The sequence below is a fragment of the Aminobacter sp. DSM 101952 genome, from assembly GCF_001424795.1.
Lineage (GTDB): Bacteria > Pseudomonadota > Alphaproteobacteria > Rhizobiales > Rhizobiaceae > Aminobacter > Aminobacter aganoensis.
On the sequence record NZ_LMCL01000004.1, the window covers coordinates 63,480 to 81,193 of the forward strand.

The following is a 17,714-nucleotide window of genomic DNA, read 5'->3' on the forward strand; positions in this document are numbered from 1 at the left end:
ACGCGTCCAGAACCGGCAACAGCCGAGCAAGGATAGTTGGATCAAGCGAAGCCGGGATCGTCAGGCGGCGACCGTTCGGCAGGCCGATCTCGATCATCCTGTCGTCTTCAGGCCGCCGCGGGTCCATCTCGAAAGATGCCGCCGGCGGTGGCGAAATCGAAAGCGGCACGAAGCCCGTTGACGCGGAAACGTGCAGAAGCCCGCTTCGGTATTCCCGACGCCAACGGGTCAACAGTGACCGCGACAATCCATAACGCCGCGCCGTTACCGAGCCCTGCCGGAAGCCTTGCAGGCTCTCCTCGACGATCCGAACCTTCTCTTCGTCCGACCAATCCCGCCGGCGACCAACATCGTCGACAGACAAAAGCTCAATGGGGGAAATCAATGTAGCGCATGACATAAGCCATGGACTTAGAGCTAATCACCAACTCAAGACAGACGGCCTTCGCCGCAGGCATACCGAAATAAACCCCGACCTGCTCACTTTCAGGTCCTGGCTTGCGGGCAGTGGGGGCAGGTCGCTCGATGCAGCTTTGTCGGCATCAGCCTCCTGAGACTAGGCAAGCTTCAAGAATTGCAAGCGAGCATCAACGGGACAGGCTTGTCAGGCAGCCTGCTACCCTATTGCCGCCATTTTAGGTCGGGTGACCCGGTAGCAACACCGGCCTTACAACGCGCCTATCGATGAGCTCTGCGTTTCCGGTCAATGTTCCAGTCTGCATCGGCGAAACCGACCTTAGGCTTCTCGGACTTTCTGCGCAAAGCGTTCTACAACGGTGAAGGCCTCCGCGAAACTTGGCCGCGCGCCGTATACCATGTCGCCCATGAGCTTTTCGTAGTGCGCGGCGAATTCGGCATGTGTCGCCATGATCTCAAACGTCTTGAGCGTCTCAGCGCGAGGATCTGACTTGTAGTCCGGGTATTTGTCCGCCCGGTCACCTTTTGCCTCGGCCACCATCGTATCCAGTGCAATTGCAGCTGCTGTATCTAGGTCGTACTTACCGTCCATGCGTGAAATGTCATAGACATGACGGACCAGCGTATGGTCTAGCGGCTCGTGCCCGGCAAAAGCAAAGCCTGCCCGGCGCCCGAGCGCGACGAACTTGTCGGCAGCCGTTTCCACCAGACGAACGCATTTAACATCGTTGGCCTCGGCCGGCCGGCCGGTGGCTTCCCCGACGAATGAGGTGACCGAACACAACTCCGGGGCGGTGCAGATCGGAAAAGCCGCAATTTCGATCTTGATCTCCGGGCGTAGGACACCCTCGCCCTTGGCGATCGGATCGTAGGGCAGGTCGTATCGTACATAAGAGCCGTTCTGGAGGACCAGCACGTGCCCTTCAACCGTGAAGCCGGCGTCTTCCAGACGTTTGCTGACCGCGCGTCTCATACGCTTGAGGGACCCGCGCTCACCGGCATTTTCCCCTACGATGCGCAAGTCTATGTCTTCTGACATGCGTTCGAGCAGACGATATGCCCGGCCAAGCGCCGTCCCGCCACCGAAAGCCAACGTCAATCCGTCGACCTCTACGTCGTGGATCGCCGCGAGGGCACGCACGACGAACCAATCCTTTTCGACGAGGGCCGTCGAGGGCAGGGCGAAGTGGTCCTGCACCTCGAGCAGCGTCTGCAGGTCCGGCTTATCGCTCAACGCGAAGCTCCGTACGGCCGTCGGATAGCCGGCGGCTGAAGCGTTTCCCGACCTTGACGGTAAGATTAACCGGGACCTGGGTGGACTGCCCCAGATTATAGGCCTGGGTGCTGTCACCTTGCTCCCAAGGGACCCCAAGTTTGTTCAGGGCCTGGAGGGCAGCACCGTGAAACCCGTTTGAACTGGAGACCATAACGCGCCCCGACAGCCGTGACCGTACGGCCCGCGCATAGACACCATAGCCCAAGCGTATGAGCGCGCCATCCTTCACCAACGCCCTCAGGGCCCGAAGAACCTGATCGCCACCGCTCAGGTCAGCAAAGTCGCGCGGAATGAAGACGTCGGTCTTTTTCGTCCGGCTAACTCTCGTCCTGATCCGTTGCTTCAATGTCTGATCCATGATCGGTTTCCCGTTACAAAAACCCGACACTGAATATATGCAAAAACCCGACACATGGCAACCTTGTCCCATTACGTGATACACTGACCAGGCCCCACCAATGCAGCGATGCGGGGCTGTTCCAGCTAGCATCGGTTGCGATACAACACCGTTCAAAGAACAAAAGTTTCAAGCGGTCACGCTGGCGATTGCTGAACGCACGGATGATGGGCAAGCCGGTCCATCCCCATCACCTCTTGCAGCAGGACCGCAAGACTGTTGATCCCCACGCGGAATAGACCGGCTCCTATCGAGGTCGGCCTTGAGGTCAGCGCCCGGTCCGAGGATGAGCCAAAACTTCTCAAGTGTCAGGACACCATACGCTCAGGTGTTCGCCATATCCCAGCTGTCCTCGAGGCTCACCCTTACGTCCGTTCCGGAAATCGCGCAGCGCCTTCATCCGTCTGAATCACACGGGCAACATTTACCCCGGCAACAGGCATCTCGATCCCCCACGGGTATCGCCTTTCCTGGGAACGTTCAAACTGATAGACCGCGACCCTCGGTAGATTTCGCTTGTCATAACGACGAGCGAGATTGAACACGACACTGTTCTGGGCTGCCAGAACCAGATGGACTTGCTCCACGCCCATTGCATCGAGCTTTTTCAAGACGCCGAGGAACTGATCGGCTAGCTCTGACTGCCTCGCCTGAGACCAATGAGATGATTGCAGGTCAGGCAATGTCATTCTGACAATCGGGCAGTCAAACGTCGTCGCGAGATCTTCGGTTTTCACCATATACGAAGCTGAGATCGCGAGAACGACTTCCCGCTGTGCCCCGGCCTGTTCCATACCGGTAATTTCAAAACGTGATGCATCGTCTTGACCGTCAAGCAGGCGCCAACGGCTTGCAACCCGATCCCAATCCATGACGACAATATCGCCTTCGTCGTCCAGAAGCAGACCGGTCAAAAAGGTCAATGGGACGGCCGTCAGGCCGCCATAGACTGTCGTAAGGTCGCTACGTTCGTTGCCCTTCTGCGCCTGATGGACCCAGGTTTTCATTGCGGCAACAGGTGGAAGGAGATCTTCCGGCTCGACGATTACGCCATCTTTGCGCTGCCGCAGATCGAGCATGTAGTCGATACGCGTGCCCGTTATGCTTTCGGGTACGGCGGATTTGAGCGATGATCCATCGTCATCGCGCAAACCTCTCCCTTCGATGACAAAGACCTTTTTCCGCGCAAGACGCTTTTGCTCGTTCGCATAACGTATCCAGGCCCACACGGCCGATCCCAACATGAGGGCAATGCAGACGACCGTGATGATCCAGAGAATACTATCGGGCACAGCACCTGCCGTTCCGAACTCTATCGATCCGGACTCCCCTCCGATGGTACCGGAATATTTGAAGACCCAGTTTGCCCCGTGGATTGCAACCAAGGCCGCAACGGCTCCGCGGAAAATCCAGCTTTCAGCATGACGGGCTCGCACGAACCACGAGACCAACGATCGAACGACAAAATCCAATGTATTCCAGTTCATCGCGATGCCCTTCAATTTGCGCGCAGGTCGATCATTTCAGGCGGGAGTGCACGCCGGTGCAGGCTCGCTGATGCATTGAAACGGCCCCAAAACCCAAGCTTCACAATCAGGAGCACGGCAAAACCGATACCTCTTTCACCGTCAACCAGTTCCTGCATGGAGCGCACGTCAGTGAGGCTTGGTCGAACCGGGAAACTTGGATGGGAATGCCATTCGCCCAAGTAGTTGAATGCTTGATAATTGTGACCTGTTCGGTCGAAAAACGCATCCAGCGCATGGCGGTGATGATCAGCATCACGCACAAAGTGGGCATCGGCTCCTGACGCTTCGTCCACCGAGAAGTCTAGAACGGAGAAATGCCCGCTTGCAATCTCCTGTCCCATGAGAATGCCGCCGATTTCACGCGATCCGGCTCGCCTCAACGGTAACTTCATGCGATCACGGATCTGTCTGGAGAGTGTGACCCTGATCACGCATTCACCTTCGGAAACAGCGATGTAAGGAGCTCTTTGAGCTCTTCGGACGAAGCCAGTTCCTGCGCACCACCCCAGTCACCTTCCTGCCGAAGATCGATTGGCCAGGTATCAAAGGGCGCACGGAAAATCCATTCGGCCACCAGTCCGATCGCGTAGGCAGAGCAAGGAAAGACGCTTTGCTCGCGCGTGAGAAAATCCAGAATGAACCTGGACGCATGGTTGGCAATTACGCTGACATCAGCGTCATCGGCGATCAACGGTTGGGCGTTATCTCGCTCGATGCCATAGTCCGTCTCGGTTGCGGCGATCCAGGGCACGTTATGACTATCGCACCATGCGCGGATTTGGCTGCGCGCTTCGGTAGGGATCGGATCAAACCCCGGGCGGACCCTAGCAATGATGCCGCCGATCCCACCCGCAAAGACCTGACACCAGACCATGGGTTTGCTATGACGACGGGCAACAGCTGCAACGAGGTTGAACGCTCGGGGGTCTGCCGTCGCGTCGACCAATAGGTCGGCTTGGACCAACTCCTCCATAACGGACTCTGTCGATCCTGCACTCTCCTGCTGACCGAGTGCAATCCGCCGAACGGAGATGTCTGCGTTTGCCACCAGATTCTGCAGGCGGGCTCCAAGGGCATCGACTTTGTGTTGACCGATTGCCTGCGCATCAAGATCATTCCTGACAAGGTTTGCCTGGAAAAAGACATCGTCATCGACCAGCGTGAAATTGCGTACGCCAGATCGCGCGAGCGTGCCTGCGATTTTTGAACCCACAGAACCGCAGCCAACGATTGCTATCCGCTTTTGCGCCAAGCTGTCGTAACCTGCAGGCAGCCTTCCAGAGACGCTTGGGGCGACAATTATCTTATAGCCAAAGACACTCTGTTTGCCCTCATAGGGGTAAAGATTTAGCGCGACCCAATGGTTTTCATCTCCAAGCAACACAAAACCATCGAATGGGTTCTTGGGAAGTTTTGCCAGCAGGTCGGGAAACTCTACCGGCATCACGTCGGCGAAATCTTTGGGGCTTAGGCGGAAGCGGTCAACGTTTCGCGTTGTCCGGATAACGAACCCATTTGCGACCGAGGAGTGCGAGGGTTGCGGCGCATTCTGGGCCCACAATATCCCTTCTTCACCTACGCTCATGAGCGATGCGACCCATGTTGGCTTGGCGAGCCGATCCCAGACGGTGATGGCTGTCGGAACATCGACGGGCAAAGCTGCAAGAACCGTCGCGGCGCTGTCGTCAAGAATGAAGCGCGTAAACTCGCCACGGGTCTCCCTGCCGATTGATGCCTGATGCGCTGAGCGGACGATGCCGGGCTCGTTTTCGCCTGGCCGCTCTCCTGACAGAAGACGATGGGCGCTTTCAACCATCATTGCGCCGGTGATCGAAGGAGCCCAGTTGTCCGGCCTGAACTCGAGGCAAAGCTCACCGCCGGGGCCGTACTGATGCCAGGAAAGGCGCCGTTCATCGCGGGGCTGCACCATTGGTGGTGTGTCGGGAAAGGTGGACGGATATATCATGGAAAGACCAAACGTCTCTGCGCCATGTTGCACGTCGAAATCCACGATCAGATGAAGATCATCTCCCAGCCGCCAGGAGATACCCGACAACCAGCCATCGCGTTCAGACAATTGCGCGATCGCAGTTCGCTCGGCTTTCGCACGGGCAACGTCGGTAAGCCACCAGCTCATGCAAATCCCTTCGGCGTAGTGGGAACCCGAGCGGCATTTCCAAAAGACGGAATCGCTGCGACCGGCGCGATGGGAGCCACCGACGCCGCCCTCAGGAGCCCGCTGCCGCCGCCGATGCGGCGCGTGGCCCGATCCGACAATGCTGCGCCCATACGGGCCGACACCGCCTCGTTCATACCCTGCAACGTCGCGGCACGGGCAGCGCGACCGAAGTCTTCCCGTGCTTGGTTGAGCCATCGGAAGAAGGCCTCGGCCTTGCGCGGGTTCTTTTCCCACTTGTCAGCAAAATTTTCGAAAGGGTCGGTCGGGTTTGGAATGATGAATTTGGACCCGTCATGCTGGATATATCGATCCATTCCGTTGAGGATGGAGAAGAGAGCGCCGGCAATGGTGTCTTCCTGACCGTAGGCGTGACCAGACAGGGTCGTGATGATGACGGAAATAGGTTTCAAGTCGGCCTCTTGGGCGAACATATTGTCGCGATGCCGCTTCAAGATCATCACCGCGGCTTGCAGCGGTGTGCGTACGCGGAAGTCCGGAAGTTGCTCGACGCTCGCCGTCACGCCTCGCTGGCGCAACGATTCCACCAGCTCCCGCTTCCGCCGCGCGAGGACCACGGCCATTCGTGACTTGAACCATTCACCGTACCCCTTAGGATTGGAGCGCGGCCAATCATACGTCTTCTGCCTGTAGGTCGGGACTTCCCGGTCGGTGATGGCGATGGCAGTATCTGCCCAACGTACGTCGAAATGGGCACGCTCCAGGAGAAGTCGCTGCTCCATCCCGTTAGGAAGGGCAGGCACGATATCCATGTGGAATTGCGCACCGTCGGCATAGGAAAGCACCCAGCAGCGTCTACCCTCTTCCACAGGCTTCGTCATGCCTTTGGCATCATGATAGGCTTTGATTTCATAACCTAGGAGCTGTTTCAGGTCGAACTGGGTAAGGTCACCTTTCGCAAGCTTCTTGAGCTCGCAAACCGAGTCGACGTCATACTCCTCGGAATCGTTTATCGGCCGGATTGCGGTTCCGAGTCGAAACGATCCCTGCACGTAAACGGTCGGATCAAAATTGCGAACCGTGCTTTCAGGCCGATGAAACCAGTCTCCTAGAGACTTGTAGCTTCTTTCCGCCTGCTCATACCGGGACTCCGGAATGGCCAGTTCCTCCGCCATCGCCTGAAGAAATCTCTCAACCTGATCGTCAGTACCCGCCATATCCAGCTCCATTTGTCGTCTTGTCCGCCTGCAACTCGCCATAGCGGCGGCAGTCGCGGCGCCCTATGGTCCGGTTTACAAAGGTGCGCCAAACGCCGCAGCGCTCCGGATATGGGAGTGCATTTTTCACCCTGCAAGGGAACTTAGTTTACAAAAATAAGTTGTATGCATAGTTATGGAAACCGACTGTTACAAGGAGGCCATTATGATCGGAAACAAGCTTAAGGTTGCCCGATCGGCATCGGGATTCTCGTTGCGCGCTCTTGCGGATGCTATGGACCGGATCGTTTCGGCGCAAGCCATTGGAAAATATGAACGAAACGAGGACATGCCAAGTTCTGGAATTCTGATGGCGTTGGCCAAGGCCCTCGCCGTCTCGGAAGAATACCTTCTCAGGGACGATGAGCTTTCGCTCGAGGGTGTAGATTTCCGAAAAAAATTGGGAGCGTCCTCCAAGGAAGTAGCAACGTTGGAGGCCCGTGCCATCCACATGCTGGAGCGCTATCTTGCCGTTGAAGACCTGCTTCACTTGCGGAGCGTAGAGTGGGAGCAGCCACGGAGCGCGCCGCATGCAGTCACCGACGTTCGCGATGCCGAGGATGCAGCCCGATCCGTCCGCGACGATTGGGGTCTCGGCAACGATCCGATTCCACAGCTTGCAGAGTTGCTTGAAGAGCGAGGAATAAAGGTTTTATCACTCGATCTCGACAATGTGGATGGGCTCGCCGCCAAGGTTCGACGTAAGGAGCGCGAAGCTGCGCGAGTGATTGTCGTCAAGCGCAGCACCTGGTCCGAGCGCAAAAGATTCAACCTTGCACATGAATTGGGGCACATGGTCATTGCGCCGTGCGACGGGGTTGACGAGGAAAAAGCCGCACATCGCTTCGCTGGCGCCTTTCTAATGCCGGCCGATGTTTTGCGTGCAGAGGTTGGCGCGCATCGATCGTCGATCAGCATTGGAGAGCTGGTTGCGCTGAAGAAACGTTTCGGTGTGAGCGTCCAGGCGCTTGCATACCGTTGTCAGGATCTCGGCATTATCAGCCAGGCCGCTTGCACACGACTCTTCAAGGTCTTTTCAGAAAGAGGATGGCGCGATGCGCCCTATGAGGAGCCGGAAAGCTTGGCTCCTGAAGTAGAAGAACCAAGGCGCTTCGAGCGCCTGTGCTTCCGCGCCCTAGCTGAGGGGGTAATCGGTGAATCGCGGGCTGCTGAACTGCTCGGTATTTCCGTTCGCGAACTCGACCGGAGGCTGGACCAGGTGGCGGCTTGAACGGTGGCCGTTCTTGTTTCCGATCCGTTAGTTCAGTTCGACCTGAAATGACCCAGTGTTCTGGAAGGAATGTTTCTGCTGCTATTTGAATGTGCTGTCCAGCTTGGGCTTGAGGTCGAGACATTGACGTCCGGCGAACTCCGTCGGGCGAGCCGCGTTGGCCGGTAATATGCGCAGCTGTCGAGGATGTGTCCGAACGGTAGTTTTCCAGCGCCAAGGCGGTCGGTGCAACCACCCGCGAATCTCAGGGGGGACACGACCGGATTGCTTTGGCCGGTTCCACCACCAAACCTGACTTCCCCATCTTGAGCGTTTCGACTATGACTGCTACAAACTTGTATTGAAGTGCAAGTCGCGTCGCTGTGCTCTCACTATGTTCGATGACATTTCTTTCTTGCTGCAAGGCGATGAGCGCCGGCTATGCACTGATATCCGCAAGTCCCACCAGCAAAATAGCAAGACGGGTTTCCCACTGACAAGCCACCGATCTCTACTGACGAAGGAATGGTACCGTGTACCGGTCAGCATTGATTGCCCGCACTGCGGTGCTGAGACGCGGACCGCAGGTATCGTGGCTGGCCCATCCAGTCTGGTGAGCACCGCAGAGTTATCGGCTGAGAGTGATGTCAAGCAAGCCTGGACGCGGTTTGGCGCGTTCGCATTCGTCGAGTCGCTTGGCGGCCGCACCGAAAACATCGAACGCTTGGTTCTCGGTCGTTTTCACAACACGTTCTCTGTCCGGAACGATCAGTTGGTGCAGATCTGCGAGCACTGCGAGGAAGGTCTCGCGCCAAATCTCATCCGTTCGGGTGTTATGAACGGCTTCGTGCGCCTCGGGCAACGGCGGCTGCTGGTAAACGAACGTTTGCTGCTGTTCTCGTCTGTGGTGGCTCTTACGGAGTTTGCTTGCGGGACCTGGATCGAGGAGTGCGACGTTCCTCTTCCAGACTACGCGATGATGCTCACCTGCGACACGGAAACCCAGGACGGCGAAACCGGTACCGTCGAACTGTGGCACAGCATTGCCCGCAACGACTATGCGATCGTCGTCAAGGGCCATGATGGACGTGAACTGTTTCGCGATGGCCTGAATGATGACCTCAAAGAGGTAACCACGACCATTGGAACGCTTGGGTTGGTCCTGACCAAATTGCATCTGGCGCAGCCTTCGTCGCCCTATTGCGGGCTCGCAAGGGATCTCTTTCTCGAAGCCCTCGAACATGCCGGATATCAGCAGGAAACTTAGGAGGTGAGCCGTGCAAATCTTGAAGGCGCTGTTTTGGCCTATGGCCGTCGCAATTCCCTTGGCCGCATGCGGGCGGCTTGAGCAGCCGCCCCGGCCGCTGCCGCCAGCGCCGTATGCCTATCTCAGCCTCACAGCCTGCAGGAATTATCCCAGAAATATCACCGAGTGCCAGCTGGAGTATGGCACGTCGTTCGGGCGCCATCGTCTTGGGCCGGTGCAGCAGGTCTCACGTGGCCTCGCGCCGAATCTTGATGGTTCTCGTTATCAGGTTTCTTCTTGCTGGCCGGTATCCAGGATCCAGCGGGAACTGCCAAATTTTACGTGCCGAATCTATCAAGGACAGTCAGGTGCCGACGCCGGTTCCGTGCTGGTCAAAGGGGGAACCGCTGTTCGTTTGGCTCAAATTCTTGGCGATCGAGACCAGATCGAGTATCGATGGAAGCCGGATCGGTGGTCGCGGCTAAAGGATTGATTTTGTGTAGTATTTCTGAAGGCGATATCGGCCTTTGGGATAAAACTTGTACTCCAGTTATATTTTTCAGTTGATTTCCGGCGCGGATTGCAGTCCATAACTTGTATTGAAGTACAAGTTATGGACTGGTTCGGAATGGATGACAGCCTGCTTTCTTCTGTGATTAGACCGCGATCCAGAGTGTTACGAAGGGCAGTCTGGCCTGTGGTGACGTCTGTGCTCCTGGCTACATGTCTTGCCGCAACGTCCGCCGAGAGCGACCCACTCAAGATCGGCGAGAATCATGACCATACCGATTGGTCGTTCCGGTTCGCGGGTGAAACCTCAAGTGAGCCCGGTGCGCTGTCAGCACTCGCCGTCGACGCTGACCCACACCCACCGCCAAGCATCGACCTTACCAGTTTCAATGAGCGTTTTGGGGGACAGGCCAATACCAACGCAATTCCCGCAATTCTTTCATTTGTTGCAGAAGCAGCGATTGAAACCGACGACAGTAACACAGAGCTACCGGGAGAAGCGGCCGGCAGCATGAGAGCACGGCGCGACCGCGCCGTGCTCTCGCCCATCAGCGTTTTCTCGTCTGACGCAGGCACTGTCCGTCGGTCTGCCAATCCGGCCATCGAACCCCGCACGTCTTCCGATCGCACAAGGACGCCAGCCCGTCCCGATCTGCTTTCCGGCGTGCCCGAAGACTACGCGGCACTTGCAATGGAAATCGCTGCTGAGGAGGACGTCGATCCTAACTGGGTTCTGTCGATCATGCGGGCGGAAAACGCAAGGTTCGATCCCGGCCTTGTCAGTTCGGCCGGCGCCATCGGTTTGATGCAGGTCATGCCGAAGATCGGCGAGGCCTTTGGCGTCCATGACCTCACCGACCCCGAACCGAATATTCGCGCGGGCACGCGTTTCCTGCGGGTGCTCATCGACAAGTATAGCAACCCTGTGCTGATCGCCTCCGCATACAATGCTGGAGAACCCCGCGTTGACGCGCATCAATGCCTGCCGCTGATCCGCGAAACCGCGGACTATGTGACACGTGTTGTCGGCTACTATACCGGCAAGTCGGCAAGCTCCCAGCCTCCGACACCTGCTCCGACACCTGACTCTCAATCCAATCAGAACCGCCGATCAGGCCCGGCCGACCGGGCAAGGTCCCCGATGCTTGTTTTCTCAGCTGCAAGCCCGCTCGCTTTGGACAGCCGCTACCCGCAGCCGCTGAAAGCGGCGCAACTCGGCGGTCCGGTCAAAATCGTCAAGGAAGAGGTACTTCAATGAACATAGTGGTCATGGCAATTCTTGTTGGCAGCGTAACCTGCCGCTCCCTGGTCAAACGCAAGTGGGCCGGCCATGCCGCGATGGTGCTGCTTGCCGCCTCGGTGCTGTTCGTCAGTCAATACGAGCCGGCGGCAGCGCAGAGCCTTGATGCCCTGGAGAATGCTGCCGACAGACTGGTACAGTTCTTCACTGGCGCATTCGGTCGCTCCGTCGGCGCGATCGCGTTCATCGGTATGTTCCTGGCAGCGGCCTTTGGCTTCTGGTCCTGGGGCGCGCTTCTGCGGGTCGGTGGAAGCCTCGCCGGCATGTTCGCTGCCGCTGAGCTTGTCGACTTCTTAGCTGGGGCGGGATCGTAATCATGGCGAACTCCGGCAACAAGACGTCAGGCGGTGACGACTATATCGAATCCTATCCCGTCATCCTGGCCCTCACGCGGCCGCCGACGGTGATGGGGATCCCTTACACCTACTTCCTGGCGGAATGCTTTGTCTCGCTGATGGTGTTCATGGTGCTGGGCTCCATCCTCTGGTTTCCCGTCTCCTTCGTCATCCTGCACGGGATTCTTTATGTGCTGACGGTCAAACTCGATCTCTGGTTCTTCGACATCCTCGGCCGTCTCAGCATGTGCGGCATAAATCCCCTCGGCCGCAGACTTGGCGGGGGTATCCGGACCTACGGAGCCTGACCGATGAGCACGATGGCAAGATCGCTGAAGGGAAGTTTGTCGAAGGGTTGGGAGATCTTCGCCGATCGCAGTATCTCGACCCATGTTCCCTTCTACGTTCCGATCGAAAACGGCATTATCCGGCTGAAGAACGATTGCCTGGTCTCGACCCTGCGTCTCACAGGTTTTTCGTTCGAAACGGCCGACATCGAAACGATCAACATGCTGCAGCGGCAGCGAAACTCGGCTTTCCGCGCCATTTCCTCGATTGGCAATTTTGCGCTCTACACCCATGTTGTCAGGCGCAAGGTCGCACCGTCCTTGCCGGCAACCTTTACCGACCCCTTTATCCAGCGTCTGGACGATGTCTATCAGGCGAGCATCTCGCGCAACGAGATGTTCGTCAACGACACCTACATCTCGCTCGTCGTGCGCCCGCTGTTCAAACAAGGATCCGCGCTTTCCCGCATCATGGGCATCGGTGGCGATGTCGTTCGCAAGGAGCAGTTTCGCTCGATGCGAGACAAATTGGTTGAAGCCACCAAGGCGCTCGAGAAGTCGCTTGCCGCTTACGGTCCCAAAGTCCTGCGCGACGTACAGCGCATCCAGGTGGATCTTGGCAACGGCAAGACGATCTACCGCGACTTTTCTGAAAGCATGGAGGTCGAGGAGGGAACCTCCAAAATCTGGTTTTCGGAACAATGCGAATTCTTCTACACGCTGCTGAATGGCGGCCGTGTCCGACCGATCCGGCTCGGCAACCTTCCCATAGACGCGATGCTGCCAGCGCGCCGCACATCGATCGGCAACCGAACCATCCATCTTCAGGGCGATACGCCTGGCGATGACCGCTATGCCGCGGTGGTGTCCTTGAAGGAATATCCGCCCGAGACGGGCGCCGGCATGCTCGATTACATTCTCAAGCTCCCATTCGAGATGGTGCTTGCCCAATCCATGTCTTTCATTGACGACATGGCCGCGAGAAGCAGGATCGAGCGCCTCGACCGGCAGCTGTCGAAGGCAGACGAGGGTGGTTCCAGCGTCCAGGCCAATCTCGATCTTGCGCGTGACGAACTGGCGAGGAAACGCGTTGCCTTCGCCGAGCATCATCTCACCGTCATGCCAGTGGCGAGATCGGCGGCCCAACTCGACGATGGTGTCGCCCTGATCGGCAACGAACTTGGTGCGCTGGGTGCCTCCTATGTCCGCGAGGATCTGAACGCGGAACCGGCCTATTGGGCGCAGCTCCCTGGCAATCAGGCCTATATCGCCCGACGTGCCGTAATCTCGACGCTCAATTGCGCGGGCCTGAGCAGCTTTCACGCCTATCCCTACGGCAAGCCGGACGGCAATCATTGGGGTCCAGCGATCACCATATTCGAAACGACGTCAGGCACGCCGTTCTTCTTCAACTTTCACCAGGGCGATGTCGGGCACACAACGGTGTTCGGACCGACGGGTTCCGGCAAGACCGTGATCATGGCCTTCCTGATCCTTCAGGCCTACCGCGTCAGCCCGCGCCTGAAAACGATCGTCTTCGACAAGGACCGCGGCCTCGACATCATGGTACGGGCGGCGGGCGGAACCTACATGACGCTCGAACCCGGCGAACCGTCGGGATGGAACCCGCTGCTCCTCGACGATACCGAGGAGAACCGCGTCTTCCTCTATCGTCTCCTGAGCTTCATGCTAAAGCCGGCGAAGGAAGGCGAAAGCCTGACGCCACAGGAAGAGACCATCATCCGCACCGCGATCAAATCGGTCCTGAAAACGAAGGACCGGTCCTATCGCCGACTGTCGTCACTTCGCGCCCTGCTGGCAGGCAGCGAGCGAACGGAGGGAAGCCTGATTGCGCGGCTCGACAAGTGGGTCGATCACGGACCCTTTGCCTGGCTCTTTGACAATGCCGACGACAATCTCGACGTCTCCCGGCCGATGATCGGCTTCGACATGACGTCTATCCTCGACGATCCACCGGTGCGAACCGCAGCACTCCTCTACATGTTCCATCGGCTCGACGAGGTTTATGACGGCAAGGCGCCGATCATCAACCTCATGGACGAGGCCTGGAAGCTGCTCGACGACGACGAATTCAAACGCACCATGAAGGACTATTTCAAGACCATCCGGAAACGGAACGGTCTCGTCATTTTCGGCACGCAGTCGGCCGACGACGTGGTGCAGTCGAGCGTCAGCCGGACGATCATTGAGCAGACATCGACCAACATCTTTTTCGCCAATCCGAAGGCGGACGAAAACTCCTACATGGAGCATTTCGGTCTATCCAGGGCTGAATTCGATTGGGTCAAGAATGGCGATCCGGCCTCGCGCTTCATGCTGATCAAGCAGGCAAAGAGCAGCGTAATCGCCCGTGTCGACATGTCCCATATGCCGGAATTCATCAAGGTCCTGTCCGGTCGCGAGGAGACCGTCCGCGAGGTCGAGATGCTGCTCGACGAATATGGCAACGATCCGAAGAACTGGCTTTCGAAATTCTGTGACTGGGAGGAGGATGTATCCGATGACCAACGCAAGAATTCCTGAGCTGGCCACCGTTGGCGCTATCGTGCTCTCCACCTTACTCACATCCGCACCCGTCTTTGCGCAAGTGCCGGTAATCGATAACGCCCGCCGGAAGATCCAGCAGGCGACGGAGAACTGGTACAAGACCTATCAGTCGGACACGCAAGCGTTGAAGGGTGCGTCAGGCGGCACGACAGACAGCGTAGCGCCCGGGCAGGGATCCGGTGCGCCGGCGGATTGCTCGGCCGATGGCATGGCCGGTGAGACCACGCCTGCCAGCCCGTCGAAGCGCACGCATAGCCAGCAGGAGGTCGCCCGTATGGTCGCCGACGAAGCGATCCGCCAGGGGGTCGATCCCAATTTCGCGCTGGCGATCGCCGAGCAGGAGTCACGCTTTCGCCAATCGGCGCGGTCTCCTGTGGGGGCCACTGGCGTCATGCAACTGATGCCGGGGACTGCAGCTGGGCTTGGTGTCAATCCCTACGATCTGCGCGACAATATTCGTGGCGGGGTCAAATACATCAAGCAACTGCAGGGCATGTTCGGTAATCGCTACGACCTGATCGCCGCCGGATACAATGCTGGGCCTTATCGTCAGTCCCTCCAGAACGGACGGATACCCAATATTCCCGAGACACAGGACTACGTCAAAAAAGTCTCGGCCTACTACAGCCGGAACAAGGCTGAGAACGGCGACCGGACCCCGTCGGGCGATGATGTCGAGACGGAAACCGTCAGTGATGCACGCGGATGCGGGGAGCAGCTGAAAAAGGCGGTCGACCGCAATACTCAGGCGCAGGTCGAACGTGGTTCAGTCTGGAACGAGCTCCTGGGAAAATCGCTTGCGGCAAACCAGCAATATTTGCAGCGTCTGCAGGCTGGGCTCCAGTCTTCTTCCGCGGCCTTGCGCGGCTCGGGAGGCGGCAACGCCAAGGACCACGATGGTTCGCTCGTCATGGCTGAAGTCCAGTGCCCCTCGACCATCATTGATACCGGCAGCACCCGATGCTTTGCGGTGCCAACGACCGCCACCACAGATCAGATTCAGCGTTGGCTCGAGGACCTTCAGGAGCAGGCACGCGCCAGTGGCGATGTCGCGACCTTTTCGGTGTTGGAGGACCCGGCGCTCGGGCTCGTGACAGTCGTCGACGCCAGGCCAACGGCAAATTGAACAGGAAGAGAGAGAGGACAGGCAGATGAAGAAAATCGTTGTTGCCGCAGCGCTCAGCATCACCAGCATGTCGCACGCCCTTGCGCAGGTCCCGGTCAAAGACGCGGCCAATATCGCGATAAGCCAGGAGATCGAAAAGCTCTCGAAGCAGATCCAGGGCGACACGTCGATCGTCAAGGACAATACGATCAAGACGCTTCAGGCGATCACTGGCGACCGGTCACAGGATGCAAGCCAGTTTGCCAAGCTCGCCACCGGCAATGGGTTCAGCATGGGCCAGGCGCCTGATTTCAACAGCATCCTGTCGGGAAACGAAGCGTTGTTCGGCGGCATCAGCGGTGAATTCCAGAACACGGCCGCCAAGCTCATCAACGGGCTCAATCTGGTGAAAATGGTCGTCGATACCGTCAAGGGCGGCGAGCTTTCAGGCGCCAACCAGGCCTATTCACAAGGCATCAACGCGCTGACGACGCTGACTGCCCTGACCGACGCAATGAACAGCGCCACCAAGGACCGGCAGAACGCTTTCATGCAGGCGACGCAGCAGATCGGTACGGCGCAGGATCTCAAGGGCGCGTTGGAACAGAACACGCAGATGGTGCTGCAGGGTAACCAGACCGCCAACGAGGCCGTCGGCTCGCTGAACAACCAGGTGATGCTGCTGAACCAGCAGTATAAGGCGGCGCTTGCAACCTCATCCCAGAACCTCAAGACGTTCGCAACGCTTCCCGACAGCGTGATGCGCGATGGCGGTGGTGGCGCGGGCGAGGCTTCGATTCGCGAGCAGCTGCAGGCATTCGAGGAGCAGAACCAGTGAGGTTTATCCCTGTGCTGGTCATCGCCCTTATCATTTTGTCCGGATGCGCAAGCAAGTACGAACAGCTGGCCAAATGCTCAGCCGACGAGAACCCCGTGCCGGCGCTCGGCTACGAGGCACAGCAGGAACCGACGGCGCCGCAACAGGCGCTCACGGAAATCGTCAGCAGTGATTGCGGTCCGATGCGACCCGTCAATTCCTTCCAGGGGGAATGATGGATCCGGTCAGCTACGCCGTGAATTTTTATGGCGATGCACTCGCATACTTCGACAAGATCAACGAGGCGTCGCTGGAGAAAGCCTGGGGGCTGTTCGCCGAGAACAGCAATCTGGTCTCATCGATCCTGGCACTGTTTCTCATTCTCTATTTTCTCTGGGGCGCGCTCGGCCTGTCGAGCGTATCTCTTCAGGACATGGCGATCACGGCCTCGAAACTCGCGTTTGCCTATGCGCTGGTCATGTCCTGGGCCACCTTCTACGACAATATCGGCCAGATCGTTCTGACGTCACCACAGGACCTCGGTGCTGCCATTTCCTCGGCGATGGGCGGGCAGGCGGCCGGCTCCGATCTTGCCTCTCAGGTCGCGAGCATGTCCCGCAAGGTCTACGACTTTGCCATGCAGCTCTTCAATTCCTACGAATCCGGGTGGATGCCGAACGTCACCGGCGCGGTGGTGGTGTTCATCGTTCTCGTTTTTGGACTCCTGCCAATGTTGCTGATCCTGACCGGAGTGACGCTGTTCGCCAAGATGATCACCGCAGTCATGCTGGCTATCGGCCCGATCGCCATCCTTTCCTATTTCTTCGGTATCACGCGTTTTGTCTTCGAGGCCTGGGTCAGGGGCATCGCCTACGGCATGTTCATGCTGCTTTTCACCTACGTCATGGCCGGACTGTCGTTCGGCTTCCTGATCGGCATGATGGATACGATCAATGGCGAAATGGCAACCAAGGAAAACGCGCTCGCCATCGTAGTGGCCATGGTGCTCTACCTGGCGCTGATCTCCTATTTCATTTTCCAGGTACCTGAATTCGCGAGGACATTTGCCTATAGCTCGATGACAGCGAATACGCCTGGTGGCGGCGGTGTTAGCACAATGTACGGCGCTGCCCGCGCGAGACTCGGTTCCAGCACTTCCAGAAGCGGACAGGCCGCCGCGGTGGCCCTCGGGATGTTGGCCGGACCGAAAGGCGCGGCCGCAGCGGCGGCCCTCGCCAGCCGCGGCACGATGGCGGGTGCCGGCGCGCTCGGCCGGATGCTGACCATGCGCCGGCGTAGCGGTGAATGAGGCGAGAAATGCGCG

17 protein-coding genes and 1 pseudogene are annotated in these 17,714 nt (G+C 58.2%); 11 read left to right on the top strand and 7 right to left on the bottom strand.

The features are described from left to right. Positions 1–220: 220 nt before the first annotated feature. From ASC75_RS26645 to ASC75_RS06295, 7 genes and pseudogenes are all read right to left on the bottom strand, one after another. A pseudogene (locus ASC75_RS26645) lies at positions 221–400 on the bottom strand (transposase); the annotation flags it as partial. A gap of 336 nt (positions 401–736) precedes the next feature. Beyond that, positions 737–1,651 carry a nucleotidyl transferase AbiEii/AbiGii toxin family protein gene (locus ASC75_RS06275; protein ID WP_244487767.1) on the bottom strand — a complete coding sequence of 305 codons (915 nt, stop codon included), beginning with the start codon at positions 1,649–1,651 and terminating at the stop codon, positions 737–739. Next, complete coding sequence (locus ASC75_RS06280) at positions 1,641–2,051, bottom strand: DUF6088 family protein (RefSeq protein ID WP_052820911.1); 411 nt, start codon at positions 2,049–2,051, stop codon at positions 1,641–1,643. Before ASC75_RS06280 ends, ASC75_RS06275 begins: the two co-directional genes overlap by 11 nt. Before the next feature lie 404 nt (positions 2,052–2,455). Continuing rightward, positions 2,456–3,577, bottom strand: coding sequence for an SAVED domain-containing protein (locus ASC75_RS06285; RefSeq protein ID WP_156381130.1), 1,122 nt, complete (start codon positions 3,575–3,577; stop codon positions 2,456–2,458). Positions 3,578–3,588: 11 nt separating this feature from the next. Then, a complete protein-coding gene (locus tag ASC75_RS25180; RefSeq protein ID WP_197283355.1) occupies positions 3,589–4,050 on the bottom strand; it encodes a Mov34/MPN/PAD-1 family protein in 462 nt (153 codons plus the stop codon). Further along, complete coding sequence (locus tag ASC75_RS06290) at positions 4,047–5,756, bottom strand: ThiF family adenylyltransferase (RefSeq protein WP_055971872.1); 1,710 nt, start codon at positions 5,754–5,756, stop codon at positions 4,047–4,049. Before ASC75_RS06290 ends, ASC75_RS25180 begins: the two co-directional genes overlap by 4 nt. Beyond that, on the bottom strand, positions 5,753–6,973 hold the full coding sequence (locus tag ASC75_RS06295) for a nucleotidyltransferase (RefSeq protein ID WP_055972001.1): 1,221 nt from the start codon (positions 6,971–6,973) through the stop codon (positions 5,753–5,755). The genes ASC75_RS06290 and ASC75_RS06295 overlap by 4 nt, the downstream gene beginning before the upstream one ends. A gap of 205 nt (positions 6,974–7,178) precedes the next feature. Between ASC75_RS06295 and ASC75_RS06300 the strand changes: the two genes are divergently transcribed. The 11 genes from ASC75_RS06300 (at position 7,179) to ASC75_RS06345 (ending at position 17,699) form a co-directional block, all read left to right on the top strand. After that, the gene (locus ASC75_RS06300) at positions 7,179–8,243 is read left to right on the top strand and encodes an XRE family transcriptional regulator (protein ID WP_055972003.1); all 1,065 of its coding nucleotides are present in this window, start codon (positions 7,179–7,181) and stop codon (positions 8,241–8,243) included. A 373-nt stretch (positions 8,244–8,616) separates the two neighbouring features. After that, a complete protein-coding gene (locus tag ASC75_RS06305) occupies positions 8,617–9,489 on the top strand; it encodes a hypothetical protein (protein ID WP_235916748.1) in 873 nt (290 codons plus the stop codon). A 10-nt stretch (positions 9,490–9,499) separates the two neighbouring features. After that, positions 9,500–9,961: a hypothetical protein gene (locus ASC75_RS25905; RefSeq protein ID WP_147181615.1), complete on the top strand. Its 462-nt coding sequence runs from the start codon at positions 9,500–9,502 to the stop codon at positions 9,959–9,961. Positions 9,962–10,177: 216 nt separating this feature from the next. Further along, positions 10,178–11,236 carry a lytic transglycosylase domain-containing protein gene (locus tag ASC75_RS06310; RefSeq protein ID WP_162244899.1) on the top strand — a complete coding sequence of 353 codons (1,059 nt, stop codon included), beginning with the start codon at positions 10,178–10,180 and terminating at the stop codon, positions 11,234–11,236. Between the two features lie 11 nt (positions 11,237–11,247). After that, on the top strand, positions 11,248–11,592 hold the full coding sequence (locus ASC75_RS06315) for a TrbC/VirB2 family protein (RefSeq protein ID WP_036588783.1): 345 nt from the start codon (positions 11,248–11,250) through the stop codon (positions 11,590–11,592). Positions 11,593–11,594: 2 nt separating this feature from the next. Further along, a complete protein-coding gene (locus ASC75_RS06320) occupies positions 11,595–11,921 on the top strand; it encodes a VirB3 family type IV secretion system protein (RefSeq protein WP_052820915.1) in 327 nt (108 codons plus the stop codon). A 3-nt stretch (positions 11,922–11,924) separates the two neighbouring features. Beyond that, a complete protein-coding gene (locus ASC75_RS06325) occupies positions 11,925–14,444 on the top strand; it encodes a VirB4 family type IV secretion/conjugal transfer ATPase (protein ID WP_055971875.1) in 2,520 nt (839 codons plus the stop codon). Beyond that, positions 14,422–15,594 carry a lytic transglycosylase domain-containing protein gene (locus ASC75_RS06330; RefSeq protein ID WP_055971878.1) on the top strand — a complete coding sequence of 391 codons (1,173 nt, stop codon included), beginning with the start codon at positions 14,422–14,424 and terminating at the stop codon, positions 15,592–15,594. Before ASC75_RS06325 ends, ASC75_RS06330 begins: the two co-directional genes overlap by 23 nt. Positions 15,595–15,619: 25 nt before the next feature. Next, complete coding sequence (locus ASC75_RS06335) at positions 15,620–16,411, top strand: hypothetical protein (RefSeq protein ID WP_055971880.1); 792 nt, start codon at positions 15,620–15,622, stop codon at positions 16,409–16,411. An 11-nt stretch (positions 16,412–16,422) separates the two neighbouring features. Beyond that, positions 16,423–16,626 carry a hypothetical protein gene (locus tag ASC75_RS06340; protein ID WP_244487768.1) on the top strand — a complete coding sequence of 68 codons (204 nt, stop codon included), beginning with the start codon at positions 16,423–16,425 and terminating at the stop codon, positions 16,624–16,626. Then, positions 16,626–17,699 carry a type IV secretion system protein gene (locus ASC75_RS06345; RefSeq protein ID WP_055971886.1) on the top strand — a complete coding sequence of 358 codons (1,074 nt, stop codon included), beginning with the start codon at positions 16,626–16,628 and terminating at the stop codon, positions 17,697–17,699. Before ASC75_RS06340 ends, ASC75_RS06345 begins: the two co-directional genes overlap by 1 nt. The last annotated feature ends 15 nt before the right edge of the window (positions 17,700–17,714 follow it).

Coding starts and splice junctions, on each gene's coding strand:
- ASC75_RS06280 (WP_052820911.1), bottom strand. CDS start 2,051: ATGGATCAGACATTGAAGCAACGGATCAGGACGAGAGTTAGCCGGACG.
- ASC75_RS06285 (WP_156381130.1), bottom strand. CDS start 3,577: ATGAACTGGAATACATTGGATTTTGTCGTTCGATCGTTGGTCTCGTGG.
- ASC75_RS06290 (WP_055971872.1), bottom strand. CDS start 5,756: ATGAGCTGGTGGCTTACCGACGTTGCCCGTGCGAAAGCCGAGCGAACT.
- ASC75_RS06295 (WP_055972001.1), bottom strand. CDS start 6,973: ATGGCGGGTACTGACGATCAGGTTGAGAGATTTCTTCAGGCGATGGCG.
- ASC75_RS06300 (WP_055972003.1), top strand. CDS start 7,179: ATGATCGGAAACAAGCTTAAGGTTGCCCGATCGGCATCGGGATTCTCG.
- ASC75_RS06305 (WP_235916748.1), top strand. CDS start 8,617: ATGTTCGATGACATTTCTTTCTTGCTGCAAGGCGATGAGCGCCGGCTA.
- ASC75_RS06315 (WP_036588783.1), top strand. CDS start 11,248: ATGGCAATTCTTGTTGGCAGCGTAACCTGCCGCTCCCTGGTCAAACGC.
- ASC75_RS06320 (WP_052820915.1), top strand. CDS start 11,595: ATGGCGAACTCCGGCAACAAGACGTCAGGCGGTGACGACTATATCGAA.
- ASC75_RS06325 (WP_055971875.1), top strand. CDS start 11,925: ATGAGCACGATGGCAAGATCGCTGAAGGGAAGTTTGTCGAAGGGTTGG.
- ASC75_RS06330 (WP_055971878.1), top strand. CDS start 14,422: ATGACCAACGCAAGAATTCCTGAGCTGGCCACCGTTGGCGCTATCGTG.
- ASC75_RS06335 (WP_055971880.1), top strand. CDS start 15,620: ATGAAGAAAATCGTTGTTGCCGCAGCGCTCAGCATCACCAGCATGTCG.
- ASC75_RS06345 (WP_055971886.1), top strand. CDS start 16,626: ATGGATCCGGTCAGCTACGCCGTGAATTTTTATGGCGATGCACTCGCA.